General features: G+C 68.5%; 16 protein-coding genes and 1 pseudogene. 5 read left to right on the top strand and 12 right to left on the bottom strand.

Annotated elements, in window-relative coordinates:
* Positions 1-102: 102 nt before the first annotated feature.
* Both istA and istB read left to right on the top strand, forming a co-directional pair.
* On the top strand, positions 103-1,632 hold the full coding sequence (gene istA, locus ASH02_RS02510; RefSeq protein WP_156409690.1) for an IS21 family transposase: 1,530 nt from the start codon (positions 103-105) through the stop codon (positions 1,630-1,632).
* On the top strand, positions 1,629-2,408 hold the full coding sequence (istB, locus tag ASH02_RS02515) for an IS21-like element helper ATPase IstB (RefSeq protein ID WP_057294249.1): 780 nt from the start codon (positions 1,629-1,631) through the stop codon (positions 2,406-2,408). Before istA ends, istB begins: the two co-directional genes overlap by 4 nt.
* Positions 2,409-2,546: 138 nt before the next feature.
* On the opposite strand, the gene ASH02_RS27360 is transcribed toward istB, so the two are convergent.
* From ASH02_RS27360 to ASH02_RS02575, 12 genes are all read right to left on the bottom strand, one after another.
* Complete coding sequence (locus ASH02_RS27360; protein WP_057294250.1) at positions 2,547-5,789, bottom strand: LysM peptidoglycan-binding domain-containing protein; 3,243 nt, start codon at positions 5,787-5,789, stop codon at positions 2,547-2,549.
* A 25-nt stretch (positions 5,790-5,814) separates the two neighbouring features.
* Positions 5,815-6,144 (bottom strand): pilus assembly protein TadG-related protein, encoded by a 330-nt coding sequence (locus ASH02_RS02525; RefSeq protein WP_268793366.1) that lies wholly within the window; start codon positions 6,142-6,144, stop codon positions 5,815-5,817.
* 29 nt (positions 6,145-6,173) lie between these two features.
* A complete protein-coding gene (locus tag ASH02_RS02530) occupies positions 6,174-6,890 on the bottom strand; it encodes a TadE/TadG family type IV pilus assembly protein (protein ID WP_057294252.1) in 717 nt (238 codons plus the stop codon).
* Positions 6,887-7,300, bottom strand: coding sequence for a TadE family protein (locus ASH02_RS02535; RefSeq protein WP_057294253.1), 414 nt, complete (start codon positions 7,298-7,300; stop codon positions 6,887-6,889). Before ASH02_RS02535 ends, ASH02_RS02530 begins: the two co-directional genes overlap by 4 nt.
* A 52-nt stretch (positions 7,301-7,352) precedes the next feature.
* Positions 7,353-7,550, bottom strand: coding sequence for a hypothetical protein (locus ASH02_RS02540; RefSeq protein ID WP_057294254.1), 198 nt, complete (start codon positions 7,548-7,550; stop codon positions 7,353-7,355).
* 36 nt (positions 7,551-7,586) lie between these two features.
* Positions 7,587-8,486, bottom strand: a complete 900-nt coding sequence (locus ASH02_RS02545; RefSeq protein WP_057294255.1) for a hypothetical protein — start codon at positions 8,484-8,486, stop codon at positions 7,587-7,589.
* 5 nt (positions 8,487-8,491) lie between these two features.
* Complete coding sequence (locus ASH02_RS02550; protein ID WP_057294256.1) at positions 8,492-9,367, bottom strand: type II secretion system F family protein; 876 nt, start codon at positions 9,365-9,367, stop codon at positions 8,492-8,494.
* Positions 9,367-10,866, bottom strand: coding sequence for a CpaF family protein (locus tag ASH02_RS02555; RefSeq protein ID WP_057294257.1), 1,500 nt, complete (start codon positions 10,864-10,866; stop codon positions 9,367-9,369). The genes ASH02_RS02550 and ASH02_RS02555 overlap by 1 nt, the downstream gene beginning before the upstream one ends.
* Positions 10,866-11,702, bottom strand: a complete 837-nt coding sequence (locus ASH02_RS02560) for a hypothetical protein (RefSeq protein ID WP_057294258.1) — start codon at positions 11,700-11,702, stop codon at positions 10,866-10,868. Before ASH02_RS02560 ends, ASH02_RS02555 begins: the two co-directional genes overlap by 1 nt.
* Complete coding sequence (locus ASH02_RS02565) at positions 11,702-12,352, bottom strand: SAF domain-containing protein (protein WP_235538967.1); 651 nt, start codon at positions 12,350-12,352, stop codon at positions 11,702-11,704. Before ASH02_RS02565 ends, ASH02_RS02560 begins: the two co-directional genes overlap by 1 nt.
* A gap of 125 nt (positions 12,353-12,477) precedes the next feature.
* Complete coding sequence (locus ASH02_RS02570; protein ID WP_057294260.1) at positions 12,478-13,410, bottom strand: hypothetical protein; 933 nt, start codon at positions 13,408-13,410, stop codon at positions 12,478-12,480.
* The gene (locus ASH02_RS02575) at positions 13,395-14,018 is read right to left on the bottom strand and encodes a hypothetical protein (RefSeq protein WP_057294261.1); all 624 of its coding nucleotides are present in this window, start codon (positions 14,016-14,018) and stop codon (positions 13,395-13,397) included. Before ASH02_RS02575 ends, ASH02_RS02570 begins: the two co-directional genes overlap by 16 nt.
* A gap of 622 nt (positions 14,019-14,640) precedes the next feature.
* On the opposite strand from ASH02_RS02575, the gene ASH02_RS02580 reads away from it, so the two are divergent.
* The 3 genes and pseudogenes from ASH02_RS02580 to ASH02_RS02590 form a co-directional block, all read left to right on the top strand.
* The gene (locus ASH02_RS02580) at positions 14,641-14,961 is read left to right on the top strand and encodes an ArsR/SmtB family transcription factor (protein ID WP_235538968.1); all 321 of its coding nucleotides are present in this window, start codon (positions 14,641-14,643) and stop codon (positions 14,959-14,961) included.
* Between the two features lie 250 nt (positions 14,962-15,211).
* Positions 15,212-15,586, top strand: coding sequence for a hypothetical protein (locus tag ASH02_RS02585; RefSeq protein ID WP_200959058.1), 375 nt, complete (start codon positions 15,212-15,214; stop codon positions 15,584-15,586).
* Positions 15,587-16,121: 535 nt separating this feature from the next.
* Positions 16,122-17,482 (top strand): annotated as a pseudogene (locus ASH02_RS02590) (hypothetical protein); the annotation flags it as partial.

Consider the following 17,482-nt stretch of genomic DNA (forward strand, 5'->3'; position numbering starts at 1 on the left):
GAAGTCCCCACCCTTCGCGTCGTGTCGTAACCGACGGTGAGGGCCCTGCGTGGTGACGGTGGCGGTGCCAACCAGTCACCGAGCACCACGCAGGGGCTTCCATTGAAGAACGCGAAGGAACGAATGGACGTGATTTCCGCCTACCGAGATGTAGGCACCTATCGAGGGGCGGCCGCGATCTGCGGCACGACCCACAAGACCGTGCGACGGATCATCGAGGCCCACGAGGGCGTCGGCACCGGCCAGGTGCCGGCGAAGCCGGTCCGACCGCGGAACTACGACGAGGTGGCCGAGCTGGTCGCTGAGAAGGTCGCCAAGACCTTCGGGAAGATCAGCGCGAAGCGGTTGCTGCCGGCGGCGCGGGCGGCGGGCTATGAGGGGTCGGACCGCAACTTCCGACGTCTGGTCGCGACCGCGAAGCGGGATTGGCGCCATGGCCAGGCGCGGCAGAGTGGACGTCGTCCGGCGGTGTGGTCGTCTGGTGAGGTGCTCGCGATCGACTGGGGCGAGGAGTTCGTCGCCGGCCGCAAGGTGCACGTGTTCTGCGCGGTGCTGGCGTGGTCGCGGTTCCGGTTCGTCCGGTTCGCCGTCGATGAGCAGCAGGCCACCACGCTGGGCATGCTGGCGGAGTGCTTCGAAGTCCTCGGCGGTGTCCCGAAGACGGTGCTCGCGGACCGGATGGCCTGCCTGAAGGGCGGCGTGGTCGCGAACGTCGTCGTGCCGTCCCCGGACTACGTGCGGTTCGCGACCCACTACCGGTTCCGGCCTGACTTCTGCCACGCCGCGGACCCGGAGTCCAAGGGCATCGTGGAGAACTTGGTCGGCTACGCCAAGGACGACCTCCTGGTGCCGCTCGAGCTCGACGACGACCCGTGGGCCGAGGGCATCGCGGGACTCAATGACCGTGCCCTGGCATGGTGCGAGGAGGTCAACACCCGCCGCCACAGTGAGATCCATGCGATCCCGGCCGAACGGTTGGCCGCTGAGGTCGAGCTGTTGGGCGAGCTGCCGTCGCTACGGCTGGAGTTCGGGCCGAAGCCGATCACCAGGAAGGTCGACAAGCTCTCCTGCATCCGGTTCGGATCGGCCCGTTACTCGGTCCCGAACCGGCTCATCGGCAGTACCGTCACCGTCCTGGTCGACGAGCGGGACCGCATCCTGCGAGTCATCGAGCCGGTCACCGGCGAGGTCCACGCCGAACACTCCCTGATGGCGCCGGGCGAGGTGAGCATCGTCGATGACCACTACGACCGGCCACGTCCCGACACCCCCCGGCGGACGGCCCGGGGCCGGACGCCGGTCGAGCGGGAGTTCCTCGCGCTGGGCACGGTCGCTGAGCAGTTCCTGACCTGCGCCGCAGCCGCGGGTGTCACGAAGCTGGGCACTGAGATCGCTGAGATCCTCACCTTGGGCGCCGCCCACGGCACCGACGCGTTGCTCGCGGCACTCGAGCGGGCCGTGACCTTCGGCCGGTGGCGGGCAGCCGACGTCCGGTCGATCCTGGCCACCAACGGTCACGCACCCCATCCGACGCCGGCCGGGCAAGCACTGGTCCTTACCCTGCCGTCGGTGTCGACCCGGTCGCTGGACGCCTACCGGATCGACGGGACCGATGGGGGTGAGGTGTCGTGACCGCGACGACTCCACCGCCGCTGCCAGCAGACCTCAACGAGGGGCTGAAGCGGTTGAAGATGGCCGCGATGCGCCGACTGGCGCCCGAGCTGCTGGTCACCGCGAAAACCCAACGTTGGAAGCCCGAGGAGTTCCTGCGCACCCTGATCGAGGCAGAGATCGCGTCGCGCGATGAGTCCAACGTCCGCACCCGGATGCGGCAGGCAGCCTTCCCCGTCACCAAGACGTTGGCCGAGTTCGACGTCGCCGCGTCCTCGATCCCGGCCGCGACGTTCGACTACCTCTCCTCCTTGGAGTGGATCCGAGCGGCCGAGAACGTGTGCATGATCGGACCCGCCGGCACCGGGAAGTCCCACACCCTGATCGCGCTGGGGATCGCCGGAGTCGAAGCAGGGCACCGGGTCCGCTACTTCACCGCCGCCGACCTCGTCGAGACCCTCTACCGAGGGCTGGCCGACAACAGCGTCGGGAAGGTCATCGACAACCTGCTGCGCAACGACCTGATCCTGGTCGACGAGCTCGGGTTCGCTCCGTTGGATGACACCGGCGCCCAGCTGCTGTTCCGATTCGTCGCGGCCGCCTACGAGAGACGCTCGCTCGGCATCGGATCGCACTGGCCCTTCGAGTCCTGGGGACGGTTCCTACCCGAGCACACCACCGCGGTCAGCATGCTCGATCGGCTCCTGCACCACTGCCACACCGTCGTCACCGACGGTGACTCCTACCGAATGCGACAGGCCCGAGCGAACGGAGGGACCCGGCTCAAGACCAACTGAACCTCAGCGAAGGGTGGGGACTTTCAGTTGGCCACCAGCGGGGACCGCAACATGGCCATTGACATCGGCCCTGTCCCACCATCCAGGTGAGACAGGGCCGAAGCCGTCCTCGAGAGCCCCGTCGGAGCCTGCCGCGAGCTACCCGGTGGCACCCCACTCGCGCTGCTCCACGACGGCCTCCGAGCGCGGCGGGAGGTCCTCGTCGTACCGGTCGAGGACCTGCTCGCGGATGAGCTCGCCAGCGGCGTCACGACCGCTCTCGGCTTCGGTGGCCGCGGCCTCGTCGAGCCACGCGATGTCACTATGAGGGCTGGCCTTCCGGGCTGCGTCGCAGGCCACCCGGACCAGGTCGGTCCGGCCAGCCGTGACCGCTCGCGTCGCCAGGATGTGGGCCGCGTCATGGATGGCCCCCACCAGGATCTCGTCCCACCGCTGCTGCCCCGGCTTGAACAACCACTTGAACCGGCTCTCGGTGGCCGCCTCGAACGGGGCACCAGTCACCAGCGACAGCGCGGTCACCAAGTCCTCCTCGCAGCCGTTGTCACCACGGCGCTCAGCCCGGTGCTTGAGCCGCACGAACAAGTCCGCACTGTTGAGGACCCCGCCGGTCCCCCGCACGAGCTCGTAGGTGGGGCTGGTGCCCCGCCGAGCGCCAGCGCTCATGCTTGCGTCCGGCAGCCAGTCGCTCCCGTCGGGCCGGGTGCCCAACAGGAAGCGGGCGTTGGTGGCACGGTTCTGGACCGTCTTCTGCGTCTTCCACCCGCACGCTACGGCGGCACGCTCCCCGGTGACCCCTTGGTCCTGAACGGCCAGGTAGGCGATGAAGGAGACCGTGCCCCCAGCGTTGTCGATCGCCGCGGGGTCGCCGCCGTTGAGTGCGGTGACCGAGACCGGACCGAGCAGGTGCACCTTGGGCCGCGGCGAGGACTCGTCGAACCAGTCAGCGACGTCTTGGTCCAGCGTCGGGTCGAGTGCCGCGATCTCGGCGCGGATCTCCTCGGGAACACTCGGCGCGGCCGAGGCGAGGTCTTCGGTGGTGGTGGCCGCAGTGGCCAGGTAGACCTCGTCGGCATCGGGCAGCATCGAGGACGGGTCGTTGCCCTCGGTGCGCCGCGGCTCGGTGTACTCCTCACGCAGCGACCCGTCGGCACGGGCGTACTTGCCCAGCGGACCATCGTCGGACTGCGTGGCTGGCACCGGCTCGTCCTCGAGGTTGCGGGTCGACGCCACCAGCGCCGCCATGGCCTCCGCCTCGGCGGTCGGCAGCGTGAAGGCCTTGACGCTGATGCCCCACATCGGCAGGAATGCCATCCCGTCGCCGGCCAGCTCCACGGCCGGCGTCTCCTCATCCCCGTGCACGACCACGACCCGGGAGCGGTCCCGGTCCTCGATGTCGGCGACGAACTCGCCCTCGGGACGGGAGGACACCACGACCACCACCGGGTTGGTGCTGTCCAGCAGCAGCCCATCGCGGCGACGAGTCAACACGTCAGCATCCAGGTTCTGCTCGCCCTCGCCCATCTCACCGGTCAGCACAGCTGCCCGGGCCAGGGCGTCGCTGCGCTGGACCTGCCGCAGACGGGCGGGGTTGAGGCCGATCGTCTCGGTCCCGAACTGGTCCGCCAGCAGCACCTCACTCCCCTCCGACCATGCGTTGACCGCCAGCTCGGCCACCATGAACCGCGCCAGGTCAGCCACCTGCGCCGGATCGCCGCCGATCCCGCACATGCCCAGCGTCTCCAGGTCGAGCAGCCAGGTACGACCGCCCTCGTCCTGGCCGATGGTCACCAGCGCCGGGTACGGGGCCGGCTGGTTCTCCAGGTCCTCCTCGAGGAAGGTCCAGCGCGGCAGCATCCAGGCCCGGGCGTCATCGGTCGCGGTCCAGCCCTCCGGCGCCTCGCCGGGGGCGGGGTCGGTGAAGAGCAGGGTCAGGTCTTCATCGCCCAGCACGGCAGCGCCCAGCTGGGGAAGCGGGTGGCCCGCCCCCTTGCAGCACGCGGCGATGTGCCGAAGAGCCCGGTCGAGGAACGCGACATCCTCCTGCGCCTCTGAGCCATGCTCGAGGATCGCCTGCTCCACTTCCACGAGCTCGTCGGGCGTCGAGGCAATCGTGCGGCCGATCCGGCGCCGCCGGAACTGGCGACGCCGGTTGGCGGCCACCAGTCCCAGGGCTCCCACCGACAGACACGCGGCGGTGGCCAGCAGCGCCCGCAGGCCCGTGACCCCGCCCTCGTCGCTGGCCTCGTCGGCTTCGGTGGAGACCTGCTCCGTGCTGCCCGGGGCCTCTTGTGCCGATCCTTCCGACGGTGCGGTCGGGGTAGCCGGCTCCGCGGGCGTCTGTTGCTGGTCCTGCGCAGCGTCCACGTCTCCGCTGGAACCGTCGTCCCCCGTGTCGTCTCCCTGACCGTCCTGCCCGTCGATGGACTTGCCGGGCACGTGGTCGCGCTGCCCGGGCTCTCGCTGGGGCGGCCGGTCGGTGCCCGTGGCCGGGTCAACGGCACCAGCGCCCGGCAGTACGAGAACCTGGCCGGGGTAGATGAGGTCGGGGTCGCTGCCGATGACGTCCTTGTTTGCCTCGTACAGCGCTTGCCAGTTGTCGGGGTCGCCGCTGGTCTCCTTGGTGATCCCGCTCAGCGTTTCTCCGGCCGCGACGACGTGCTCGGTCTCGGTGGTCTGGTCGCCAGGCAGGTTGGTCGCATCGGTGGGCAGCAGCAGCTCCCAGCCAGGCTCGATGCTGCGCGGGTTGTTGAAGGTGCGCCCGTCGGACATGGCCCGCCCCTGGTTCAGGTCCGCGATCTCCTGCCAGCGGAACCCGTCTCCCAGATGCTTCTCGGCCAGGCCCCACAAGGTGTCGCCCTTGTCGGTGACGATCCTCGGAGGGTCGGCCCGGCGGTCCTGGGTGGTGTCCGGGGCGGCCTTGACCGGCGAGGCGGCGGGACCGGTCTCCGGGTTCGCGGCCGGCGCCGGGTGCGCGACATGGGTGACGGGCCGCAGAGGTGCCGCCGGGGCAGCCTCCGCGATGGCTGCGTGCGAACCGAGCAGCGTCGTCGAGGAGACACCGACCGCGAGCACGGTGTGGACCAGCATCCGGATGAGCCTCTGCTGGCCACCAACCGCGATCGGCAGCCTCGAGGCCCCCTCGGTCTCGTGGCGCAATGCGGGCGGGATCTCCCACAGGGTGCACAGCAGCAGCTGCGCCCACACGAACCAGCCCAGCAGCGAGACGATCCCGAGCACGGCTGAGTTGGTCATGAGCGACAGCTCGTTCAACCCGCCGTCAGGCCACGGGTTGCCCACAGCCGCGAGCAGCAGGGCAGGGAACCCCACGAGGAGGCCCAGCAGCAGTGCGAGGGCTCCGAGTCGCTTGACCAATCCCAGCATGGTGTTTCTTCTCTCTCCCGGGAACCTAGTTCGGGCCCGTGATGGACGTTGCGGTGCCGGTCTCGTCGACCGGGAAGCTTGTGAAGCCGAGGACGTTGAGGAACGCGTTGTCCGATTTACCGGTCACCCTCACGGTGACGTCAAGGCCGTCGATGTTCACACTGCCGCTCCAGCCGGCCTGCTGCAGGATCTGGTTGGCGCGGGCGGTCGCGGTCGCCTGGTTGATGCCTTCGGTGCCGTCGCGGACGCCGCGCATCTCGTCGGCGGCCGCACGAGCGGCCTGCTCCGCGGCGCGGTGGGCCGCGATCCGCTGATTCATGGCGTTGCCGCCGTCATAGACCAGGCCAAGCAGCACCAGGAACNGTCGTCGGATCAGCCGCGAAATCATGGCAGTCTCCGGTACTGCTCGATGGGGACCACGGCCGTGCTGGTGAAGTCCTTGGCGCCAGGCAGGCCGAACCCGACGACGTCGCTCAGGTTCGCGTGGCAGGTGACCTCGACCCTCACGTGGCCTGAGGTGCGGAAGTCGGTTCCCGCGAACGACACGGTCAGTCGGGTGCAGGCCTTGCCCCGATCTGCCAGCGAGTCGGCAGCCGCGTCGCGGCCGGCGATCTGTCCGGCCTCGAAGTTCGATTCCAAGGATGCTGCCCGCGCGGCCGCGTATGCAGCGTCATCAACCTGGCTGTTCGAGTCGACGATCCGGCCGCCGCCGACGACAACGGTGATGAAGCCGACCAGCACGGTGGTCATCGCCAGCAGCTCGACGGCGGCGTAACCGCGCTCGTCCCGGGGTGCGCGAAGACGCGCTCGCCAGGAACGGCCTTGGCGCGGGTAGCGGTGGCGGGCGGAACGGAGCGACTGGACCACGACCCACGGCGAGGCAAGGTTCCTGTCACGTCCGACTCGCCAAGACCCATCTGTCTGGCGGGAGACGCTCTCCCCGCCGATCTTCAGCGGCTCGTCGTCGGGCGTCAGCTTCTGGAGGGCCGCCATCAGGTCCGGATGCTGGGCTGCGAGCACTTCATCGCCTCCGGGGCCGTCGTGGCTGAAGGAGTCGATGGCGTCTCGCCAGTCTGCTGTCGTGGTCGGCGGCCGCGTCATTCTGCGAACCTCTCCCGTGGCACTGTGGCAGTGGCGGAGACCCGCTTGGTGAAGCCGGGCAAGAGAGTCATCACCTCGCCGGAGACGGTGACGGTGACCTCGGTCGCCCCCACGTTGATCTTGACGCTGATGTTGGACAGGTCGCTGCCAGAGTCGGCCAGATACTCGTTGGCGGTCTGCCTGCCTGCGTCTTCGGTGCCTTCCCAGGAGGCGGCGTCGACCGCTGCCTCACGGGCCGCGGCGTGCACGATCCGGTCGTTGTACAGCTGCACCGACCACTGCACCAGCATCAGGAAGATCAGCATCACCAGCGGCATGACGACCACGAGCTCCGGGGCCGCGATGCCGCGCTCGTCGCGGCGGCGCGGCAGCAGGCCCCACAGGGGCCGGAGGCGCTTCGGGATGGTCATGGGTGGTCTTCTTCGTTTGCGGTGTCCAGTAGCAGCAGGTGGCTCTGCGGCCCTACTGGCCGTTGAGCTCGTTGCCCTTGTTGGTGACGAAGGTGCGCACGGCGATGATCGCCAGCGCCGCGATCGCCAGAATGCCGAGCAGCAGTACCAGGTACTCCGGTGCCGAGGCGCCGCGTTCGTCTCGCTGGGCGACCTCCCAGCGGGAGCGCCAGTACTCGATCGCCATCTTCAGGTGGGTGGACTCGTTCATGAGGTGGTTCCTTTCTTCAAGCAGTAGTGGTTCGGGCTAGGCGGTGAACAGGAACAGGACGCGGGCGAGGATCACGTACGCGGCGGCCACCAGCGCCATGACCATCAGGTTGTTGCGCATCGCGTCGGTGGACTTGTTCGCACGGGCGTGGGCATCGGCCAGTCGGGCGTCGCGCATCGACTGGGCGCGGGCGATGAGGGTGTTGCGGATGCTGGAGCCCTCGTCCTGCGCCAGATTCAGCGATGCCCGGAGGTCGAGCAGCTCCACGACGCCGAACCGCTCACCGACCTCGCCCAGTGCCTCCCACGGGGTCATGCCGTTGGGCCGGGCGTTGTCGATCGCGTCGTAGAGGGCGTGGAAGGCCCACCCGGTGCCGATCTGCGCCACGGTGGGCAGCGCGTCGGCGTGGCTGCGGCCGCCCTCCATCGACATCACGACCAGGTCGAGGAAGTCTGATAGCGCGTCGCACAGCTCCTCGCGGCGCTTGCCCGCGCTCTCCCGCAGTTCCCTGACCTCGCCGATCACCGCGACAACGGCACCCACGACACCCAGTGCAGGAGCAGCCAGCATCGGGATGCCGAGGCCGGCGGCGTTGCCCAGCAGTACCAGGGCGACCGGGCCCAGTAGCCCGATCAGGAACCACACCAGCAACTTGGCCAGCCACTCCTCCATCGGCTGACCCGTGACGGCGAGGTCACGTTCGTAGGTCTGCATGTCGTCGGGCCGACGGTTGCGCAGATTTTCGGCGAACCACTCCGCGGCCCTCTTCGACCAGGTCTGGTCCTCGGGTGCGATGTCCAGGCGTGCGCGGCGGCCCGCCCGGGCGCGTGCCCGCTCCCACCGTGCCGCCTGTTCGGCCAGCGGCGGCGCTGAGGGGAACGCCAGCCGGTGCAGCCGCAGCAGCCCCATGCCCGCCACCGCGGAGACGATCAGCATCGGAATCACCAGGCCACCTCCCGTCCCGTGGCCTGCGCCAGAGCGTCCGCTCCGGAGAGGAACCGGGGGTGGGGCTCAGGTTCGGCCAGACGCTGCAGCCGGACCAGCAGGCCCACGTAGACCGCGGCCAGCACCGCGAGGACCATCTGCCCGTACACCGTGCTGTAGGGCTCGACCCAGCCGCGAAGGAAGACAGCCTGCAGCCCGGCCAGCGCGAGCAAGCCCAGAGCGACCTGGTTGGACTGCCGGCGTACCCCGTTGCGCTCAGTGAGCACCCGGCGGCGCATCTCCAGCTCGGCCCGGGTGTTGGAGGCCAGCGTTGTGAGCACTCGCTTGAGGCTCCCAGCACGCTGCTCTGCGGTCAGCGAGAGGGCGATCACGACCTTGTCGGCGCCCCGGTCATCGACCTCGTCGGCGAAGTGGGCCAACGCGACCGGCAGCGGCGTACGCAGGTCCAGGGCGTTGACCAGGTTCCGCAACGGCCGGCGCAGCAGCGCCGGCGCACCGTCCAGGGTTGCCGGCAGCGCCTGCTCCAGCCCCGACTCGGCGGCAGCGGCATCGCGCAGCGACTCGGTCCAGTTCGCGATCGCCTCGATCTTGGCCACGCTGTGCTTCTCGATCGCACCCGAGCGCGCCAGTTTCGGCCACAAGATCACCACGGCGACCGCCATCAGCCCGGCCACCGGCCAACGGGTCAAGATTCCGACCACGACGCCGACGATCAGCGCGATCGTGAGCGACCGTGCGGCCTGCTGCGGGTCGGCCACCTTTTGCCGGGCCGCGGTCACCCGAGCAGGGAGCAGGTTCTTGCCACGGGCAGTGCGGATCACTCCGATGATGCCGAGGCAGACCGCCAGCACGCAGGCCACGAACAGAGTCATCAGATCTGCCACCCCTCATCGCCGTCAGTGCCGTTCGGCACGGCGAACCTGTTCAGGTCCGTTGTGCCGTCGGGGTCCCAGCCGACATCGAGAAGGGCCTCCTCGCGGATGATCGCCTTCCGGGTGAACTCGGTGCGGCCCGTGGCCTTGTTGAACTTCCACAGCTCGGTCGTCTTCACACCGTCCTCATCCCGTCCGGCAACCTCACGGATCGACTCGACGATGCGGCGCTGACGACCGTCCTCTGTTCGGATCCGGCGAAGGAACACGATGAAGTTCAGTGCGTTTGCGATCAGGCCGTTGGTGGCCTCGAACGGCAGCCGCTCCTGAGCCTGCAGAGCGTAGGTCTGGATCTTCCCGATGACGTCGCGCGAGGAGTTCGCGTGGATCGTGCTCAGCGATCCGTCGTTGCCCTGGGCCATGGCGTTGAGCATCGTGATGACCTCATCGCCCAGCACTTCGCCCACGATCACCCGCGAGGGGTTCATCCGCAGCGAGTTGCGCACCAGATCGGCCAACCCGACCGCGCCTTCTCCTTCGACGTTCGCCAGCCGCTCCTCGAGCGGAACGACGTCAGGATGCCGGTCAGGGTCCTCATGCAGTCCGAGCTCGATGGAGCGCTCCACCGTGACCAGACGCTCGATCGGGTCGATCTCGGAGGCAAGCGCCCGCACAAGCGTGGTCTTCCCCGCGCTCACGGCTCCAGCGACCATGATGTTCTGACGCGACTTCACAAGCGCAGATAGGAACGCCGCGAGGTCGTGGTCAACGGTTCCCTCACTCAGCAGGTCCTTAGTGCGGAGCGACTCCGGAACGCCGGCGGCGCGCTCCCGCTCGGCCAGGCCGGGCACCGGAAGCAGGGTGGCCCTCTTGTGGCGGTGCTTCCGGATCGAGATCGACAGACCGTTCGCGCTCACCCCCTGGACCGCGTGGAGACGTGAGCCGTCGTGCAGCCTGAGGGTGACGTTGTAGTTGATCAGGTCGAAGGGACGGGTGGACAGGCCGTCGTGGGCGGAGATCGTCTTGACGATCTCCTCTAGCTCTTTGTCCGACGAAGCAACCGGCGGCATCTGGGCCTTGGTGCCGTCGGCGTAGGTGACGAACACGTTCTGCCAGCTGTTGATCACGATGTCTTCGGCCTCGGGATCGTCCAGCAGCTGATCGAGGTTGCCCGCGCCGAACAGTTGCGCCTTGAGCGCAGCCTCCAGCCGGTCCCGGGCATCATCCTCCAGCGGGGCACGGCCGTCCTCGACGAGGTCGGACTCGTACTCGGCCAGCACCGAGGCCAGCAGGGCTTCGGTGTGCTGCCTGGCGTCCTCGCCCTTGGGGGTCGGCTGTCCGTTGCGGCGGAACTCCTCCAACGCCTTCCCACGCCGAGCACCCACGCGCGACTGGAGACGCTTGACCAGCACCTGGTCGACCGGCACGAGCTGCTTCAGGTGCATCCCGTTCACGTGCGCGCCACGGCCATTCGAGCTGGCTCCGTTGCTGCTATTCATCACGTCTCTCCCCCCTGGCGGGCGTACGCGTCCACAGCTGCACCCTCATGCGCGTCGTACGGCCCGACACCAACGGCCTGGTTGATCTGGTCGTTGAGGACGCCTGCAGACCTCAACAGCGGCGTACGCGCGTTCTTCTTGCCGCCGACCTGGCCGGCATGCATCGCCTCGACCCCGGTCGGGTCCAGCGCGATCCAGCCGATCCCCGCGATGACGCCGGCGGCGTTGCTCGGCGCCAGCATCCGACCGACGTGCTCGAGCACCGAGCCCGCGATCCGCTTCGGCGTCACCACCACCGGCACCACGACCGGCGGGGCGTTGCGGATGTTCGCCAGCACCGGGGCGAGCCGCTCCAGCCTGTCTTTGAGGTGCATCACCGCACCCACCTCCGGGCGGGTCACCATCACGACCACATCAGCGGCCGCCGCGACTGGGATGGTCGGTGAGCTGGAGTGGATCCGCCCCAGGTCGGCCACTACCCGCGATGCGGAGGCGCGCAGCGCCTCCGCCAACGGAGTCCAGTTCTTCACGCCCGCGGCCTGCTCGGCCGAGAAGTGTCCTGGCACGATCCGCGTCGACCCAGTGAACTCGTGGGCCTTGCTGGCCGCCAGACCCGGGGTCACCGACGTACGAGCCTCGGTCGCCAAGGTCAGCACCGTCGGAGTCGGCGGGAATGCCTCACCATGGCCACCGGGCGCGACACACCGCAGCGCCAGATCACCGCCGTACGGGTCAGCCTCGACCACGATCGTCGGCTCCGCCGTCGAGACGCCCAGCGCCAACGACGTCGTCGTCGACCCCGGGGCGCCTCGGTCGCAGCACACAGCGATCAACATCAGCCCTGTCCCCCGGTCGACCCATCGTCCTGCGGAGCGGAGTCAGCCGGGTCACCCTCGGTGATCGGGGCCTGCAGCAGCGTCAACTGCCCCACCGCCCCGTACGCCGCCACCGTCTTCGCGTCGGTCTCCGAGATCAGGATCGTCACCACCACGGTGCCGTCCTGTGAGTTCTTCGAGGAATACACCGTGGCACCGGCCGAGATCACCACCGGGTCATCGAGCGCCTTCGGGTCACCCGCCTGGCCCTCCTGCGGCACCGCGATCGCGTCGACCACCGAACCAGGAGCCAAGGTGTCAGGCACCCGGCCGGCCGGGAGGTTCACCGCGATCAGGCGCTTGCCCTCCTGCGGCAGCAGGTCGCTGGTCAGCGAGTCCTCGGTCAGCACCTGACCTGGCAGCAGCGCCACCGTGGTGCGCTGCCCAAACACCGAATCCACATCGGCGACCGGGATCGCCCCGTCGATACCGGAGACGCTACGAGCGACCAACAGCGGATCCTTGGAGGTGCGGACGTCACCCTCAGTGATCGGGTGCCCGGCCGGGATCGGCTGGGCAACCACCAGCACCTCTTCCACGCCACCCTTGTTGACGTAGAGCCAGCCACCCGCGATCACGGCCGCGATCACAACCAGGACACTGATCAGCATCTGCCCGTACTTGCGCGGCGCCTTCGACACCGCCTTCGACAGCGAGGCAGCACCAGGAAGGCCCCCCGGCAGCGGGGTCGAGCGACGGTCGTTTGCTCGTCGGGTCGGTTGGGATTGCAGGCTGGTCACTGTGTCACCACCGTCTGTCGCTGAAGCACCGTGAGAGAAGTCGGCTCTCCCGCCAACGCGGTCACGTCGCCGAGGTCGCCGCTGTTCTGGCCGCCACAATTGCCCGTGCAGGTCCATCCGACCGAGTAGTTGATGGCCGCTGACACGTTCCAGGTGTCACCCTCGGGGTCCACCAGGGCTGCATATGTGAAGGAGCAGTTCGTCGGGGCGTTCTCGGGCATCCCCTTGACCCACTCGCGACCGGGACCGACGCACGAAACCGTTTCGCCGTTGCCCATATCCCACGCGGTGTGGGAAGGGGTCGCGGTTAGTGTCACCGTGGCTCCGGCAACCGTCAGGCTCACCGACACGTCGTGCCACTGGCTCTCCGGGATCCACAACCAGTTCTTGTAGTTGATGTAGGTGTGGTAGTCGGCCCCTGGCGCCGTGTGCGCATTGGCCAGCTCGAACGGTGCCTGCTCCACGAGCTGTTGGGCAACCTGCCCCGGATTGATCACCGCCGCGCCGTTGGGAACGAACCACACGTTCTCGGGCACGGACACCGTCGGATCGCAAGACCAGATGGTGCCTTCGGCCGGGTCATGGCCACCCCATAGGGGGCTGTTCGCCTCGGGTTGCGGGTCCAGCGGGAACCCGTAGCAGTTGTGCGGTGGGCCGATCCAAACGAACCCGTACTCGTTCACGCACACCCCGTTTGGCGCGCCCGGACATGCAGGTCCGCTCGGCCCGTCGTCGCCCGTATCCCCCGGGTCGCCGGGATCGGTATTCCCCGGGTCCTCTGGGACGGTGTCGGAGAGGCAAATTCCCGTCTCGTCGACCGGGTCAGGAGGGCAGTCCGCCATTGCAGGGCTGCTGGTGCCGATCACCAGAACAACGACAAACGAGACCAACATCGCGGCTGCGGCCGCAGCACTCACTCCGCGGCGCATGGCTTCTTGTCCTTCAGATCTGTCTCGTAGTACATCCAGTCGTGCTGCTCGTCCGGCTTGGTCATCGTGATCAGCAGCGGTGTCACGAGGTGCTTCGGCTTCTTGATCTTCTGCGGCTTCCCGTTTCGGGTGTAGCGCAGGGGCTCGTAGTCGGTGCATTCGACGATCACTACTTCGCCCGACTTGCCACCATCGTTGAGCCGAACTGACTTCACGTAGGACCACAGAGCTTCGACGTCGGCCTCTCGCCGCAGACCGCCCTTCTCGTAGGTCTCCCCCAAAGTCACCATGTCGCGCTGCCACCAGAAGTCGTACTCCTGGAGCGTCGCCTTGGCTCCCGGGGTGAGCACGCCGTTCCGGTAGATCTCGGCCGATCGCTGGCGCCACTCCTGCCAGCGGGCGAGGGCCTTCTTGCCCGCGGCCAGCTCTGCCTGGGTGAAGTTCGACTCCCAGTCAGTTGGCGGGCCGCCCGCGTCGCTGGTGGGGGTTGGCGACGAACTCGTAGTGGGTGATTGCGTCGGGTCGGCCTTCGGCTCGTCATTACCCCCGCAGCCGGCGAGGGTCCCCGTCAGGGCGAGAGCGGTTGCAGCAATGAGCGTGCGCTTCATGAGCGTCCTTCCTGAGCCCGAGTCGCCCGGTGCACGGGCCTGGGGCACCAGTCTTGACGACATGGCCGACGGGTTGCCGACCGCGCCGTACTGCGCGTCGGGTTCAAGGTGACGTCCTTCCCTCTGGGTGGGGTTCTCTAACAGCGAAGGCAACCGGCGGCAGGGCGGATCGGACACCGGCGGCGAACAATCTTCGGAACGCGCGATCGCGCGCCTCAGTGGAATGGGGTGTCGCAGTGTCAGACGCGGCAGCTGGCGCGGTGGTTTCGGCCACCAGCGGCGGCTGGTCGTGGGACTGGTCGCAACTCCACGCGGGTCAGCGAGCGGGGAGTCTGGCGCACCGAATCTCACCGGGGGCCTCTGTGCCCCCGTTTGTCGTATCTGCTGACGCATCCCCAAGACCGCGCGTCCTTCCCGCCCCCGCCCGAACCGGGGGCCTTCATTGTCCAGACGCCGTCAAGACGTTCCGGACTGACCTGTGGCTCCCACCACCGGGTCCCGATCTGCATTACCCTGAGCATGACACATGACGGGTACTAAATACACGTCATAACGAAGAGTCCGGCGCGTTTCGGGGTCCGGCACAATGCAGCGCGTGCCACGTCTGTCGAAGCCGCCCACGATGCCCGAGGGGGTGCTGGCGATCATCGACGCGATTGGCAACAGTGCGCGCACCGAGATTCTGCGGCATCTCTCGCTCCGGGCCATGAGCGCGCCGGAACTGGCCCAGGCGATCGGCGTCGACCCCAGTCAGGTGCGTCGTCATCTATCTGCGCTCGAGGACCTGGGACTGGTCACCGCCGACCACCCGCGCGGCGACCGCCGTGCAAAGGGGCGGGTTGTGCTCTGGGAGACCGACCCCGCCCGCGCTGAGGAAGTCGGCAAGATCTGGATCGACTACGTCACCGGCCGCCACTCCCCCGACACCACTCAGGAGCGGTAGGAGTCGCGCGGTGGCAGAGATTCTCGGGGCAAGTGTCCGATCCGGTGTGACTCGTGTTGCTGTTGTTGACGTGAGGTGTTCTCGGACTACTCGCGCCACCCGGTTGGCGACGGCGCCCGCGTCCCCGAAATTTCGCGAAATTTCCAACACGCCGTTGATCCGAGGTTGCCGGGCGAACCCGGCGAATCGCGGTTGGATTCTCTGCATGGGACGCAAAGCGAAGGGCGATCGGCACACGATCTTCACGAGCATGCCTACCGAAGCGGCGCAGATCGTGAAGGCAGAAGCCTCCAAGCTCGGCTGCTACATCGGCGACTACATCGGCTGGGTGGTCTGCGACCACTTCAACGTGCCCGCAGAGGTGCCCCTTGGGGAGGTCACCGACCATCCCGAACCGGCGCCCACGGCCGACGGGCGCGTCAAGTATCGCGCCATGATCCCCCGCGAGGCAGCCGACCGGGTGATCCCCGAAGCCGAGCGTCGCGGCAACTCCCTGGGCGACTACGTCGCCAAGATCCTCTGCGACCGGTTCGGCGTCCCATTCGAGCCCCGTGTCAAGAAGAAGGCCCTCCGGGCCTGGCAGATGGCCGGCGAGGCCAGAGAGCAGTTGCCGATGACGGGTTGACCGGGTCAGGGCAGTGCCCTGAAAACGACGAAGACCCCGCTGGAACGGGGCCTAGTCGGAAGCTTCACCGGGTTGCCGCCCGGATTCGCAAAGTCTGATCCTCACGAGGAGGTGTTGTGCTGCCCACTGTAGAGCAGGTCCACGTAGCGCGGACTTCATTCCCGCGCTGGCGTGTCGACGCGCGAACACAGCGACACGTCACCGCTCCTGGTGGTGACGAGATGCGAGTCCTGGTCGCGGCCCCGGTACGAGGCACCCGGCCTACGAGCTTCCTGCCCCTGCAAGCACGGAAGGCGGTGGTGGACGCCGGCAGCGTTCGGGACGGCCCATAGGCCCAGAAATGACGAAAGGCCCCGTTGGCGCGGGACCTGACCGTCTTGGTGATGACCGGGAACCAGTTGGCGCTGGTGACCGGGATCCTCCGAAAGGAGAAGCAGTAACTGTGTCGCTCACTGTAGCGGCCTCGCGTGGCGATGCCGCACACCCTGATGCAGGTCGGCGTGTCTCGCCGGCTCTGCTGGCGCTGGATGAGCACATGTTCAACCCTGACGCGTCGCAGTGGCTGGTGATCGACTCAGGCAACACGGCTGTCCCCCGGACCGTGGTGCCGTCGCTGGTCGACGGGCTCGAGCTGATCGGCAAGGGCCGTATCGCCGCCCTGGTTGGTCACCTGCGCGACGGCGTGGGCGTGGTCGACGTCGACGTACCCGGCCCGCTCGGTGACTTCCTCACGGCCGAGGTCTCCGACTGGCTGTCCCGCCGCGGCTGCTGGGTGTTGGAGCGGCCCTCCGGCGGCGCGAAGGGCCGCTGGCACATCTTCTTCGCACACCCCGACTTCCACTACGCCCCCGCCGCTGCCCGGACCGGGTTCGCGGCCGGGGTCGGCGAGTTCCTCGCAGCCCTGGCCGAGGACGTGAAGGTCCCGCGCAGCGAGCTCGACCTGCGCGACGCCGTGCGCCCCCTTTCCTCACCGCACCGGTTCGGTGCGGTCACCAGGCCGAAGGGCGAGCTCCGTGAGGCGCTGCGCGGCCTGAAGCGGCTGCTCCCGGACCCGCCCGCGCCGTCGCCATTGCGGCCCCGCGCCAGGGTGAAGCCCGCCAACGCAGGCCACCAGTCCCCTGCGGCGCCCGGCTCGGGCCTGGTGGTGCCGTTGGCATTGCAGCGGTGGAAGCGTCAACTGCGCACCGAATGGCGCACCTACCTGCTGACCGGCGAGATCCCGGCCGGGTCGTGGGCCGCCGGCGCGACGAAGACCCGCACTGCGGTCGAGGTCGACCGGTCCCTCGTCGAGGCGGCCTGCACCCGCGAGATGGTGTGGGCGATCGGCGACCCGGAGATGGCCTGGCGGATCATCCGTGAGTCGCACCCGAGGGCGATGACCAAGGCCAAGCACCAGGGCTACTCGTGGTGGCTCGGCTACGTGTGGAACGACCTTGTCCGCTCCGCCGGCGAGTTCAACACCAACTCCGAGAAGCCTAGGCAGGTCGAAGCGCCGCCGGGTGAGGTCCTCGACGCCGTCGCGGCCGCCCGTCAGGAGTTGGACCAGTTGAAGTGGACCGTCCCGGCCCGCCAGCGGGCCGCCCTGTTGCTGGTCGGCCACCAGCTGCTTGACCGGGTGCTGCGTGAGGGGAGGCTGCGGATCCCCTGCCCGGAGCGGGATCTGCTCCTTGACACCGGCCTGGGCGACCGCAAGACCGTCCGGGCTTCCCTGGCCAGGTTCAACGGCCGCCTCGGCACCCTGCACACCGACTGCCTGTCCCTGACCGAGCGGGATTCCACGAGTTATGAGTTCGAAATCAACTCCGCACCAGACCGGGAGGGAAGGGAAATCCCCCCACCTGTGTTTGACCCACCCCCCACCCCCCGCGGTCTCTGGGCAGTCCTCCCCCGTGCCAG

This window comes from Nocardioides sp. Soil796 (assembly GCF_001429525.1).
Taxonomy (GTDB): Bacteria; Actinomycetota; Actinomycetes; order Propionibacteriales; family Nocardioidaceae; genus Nocardioides.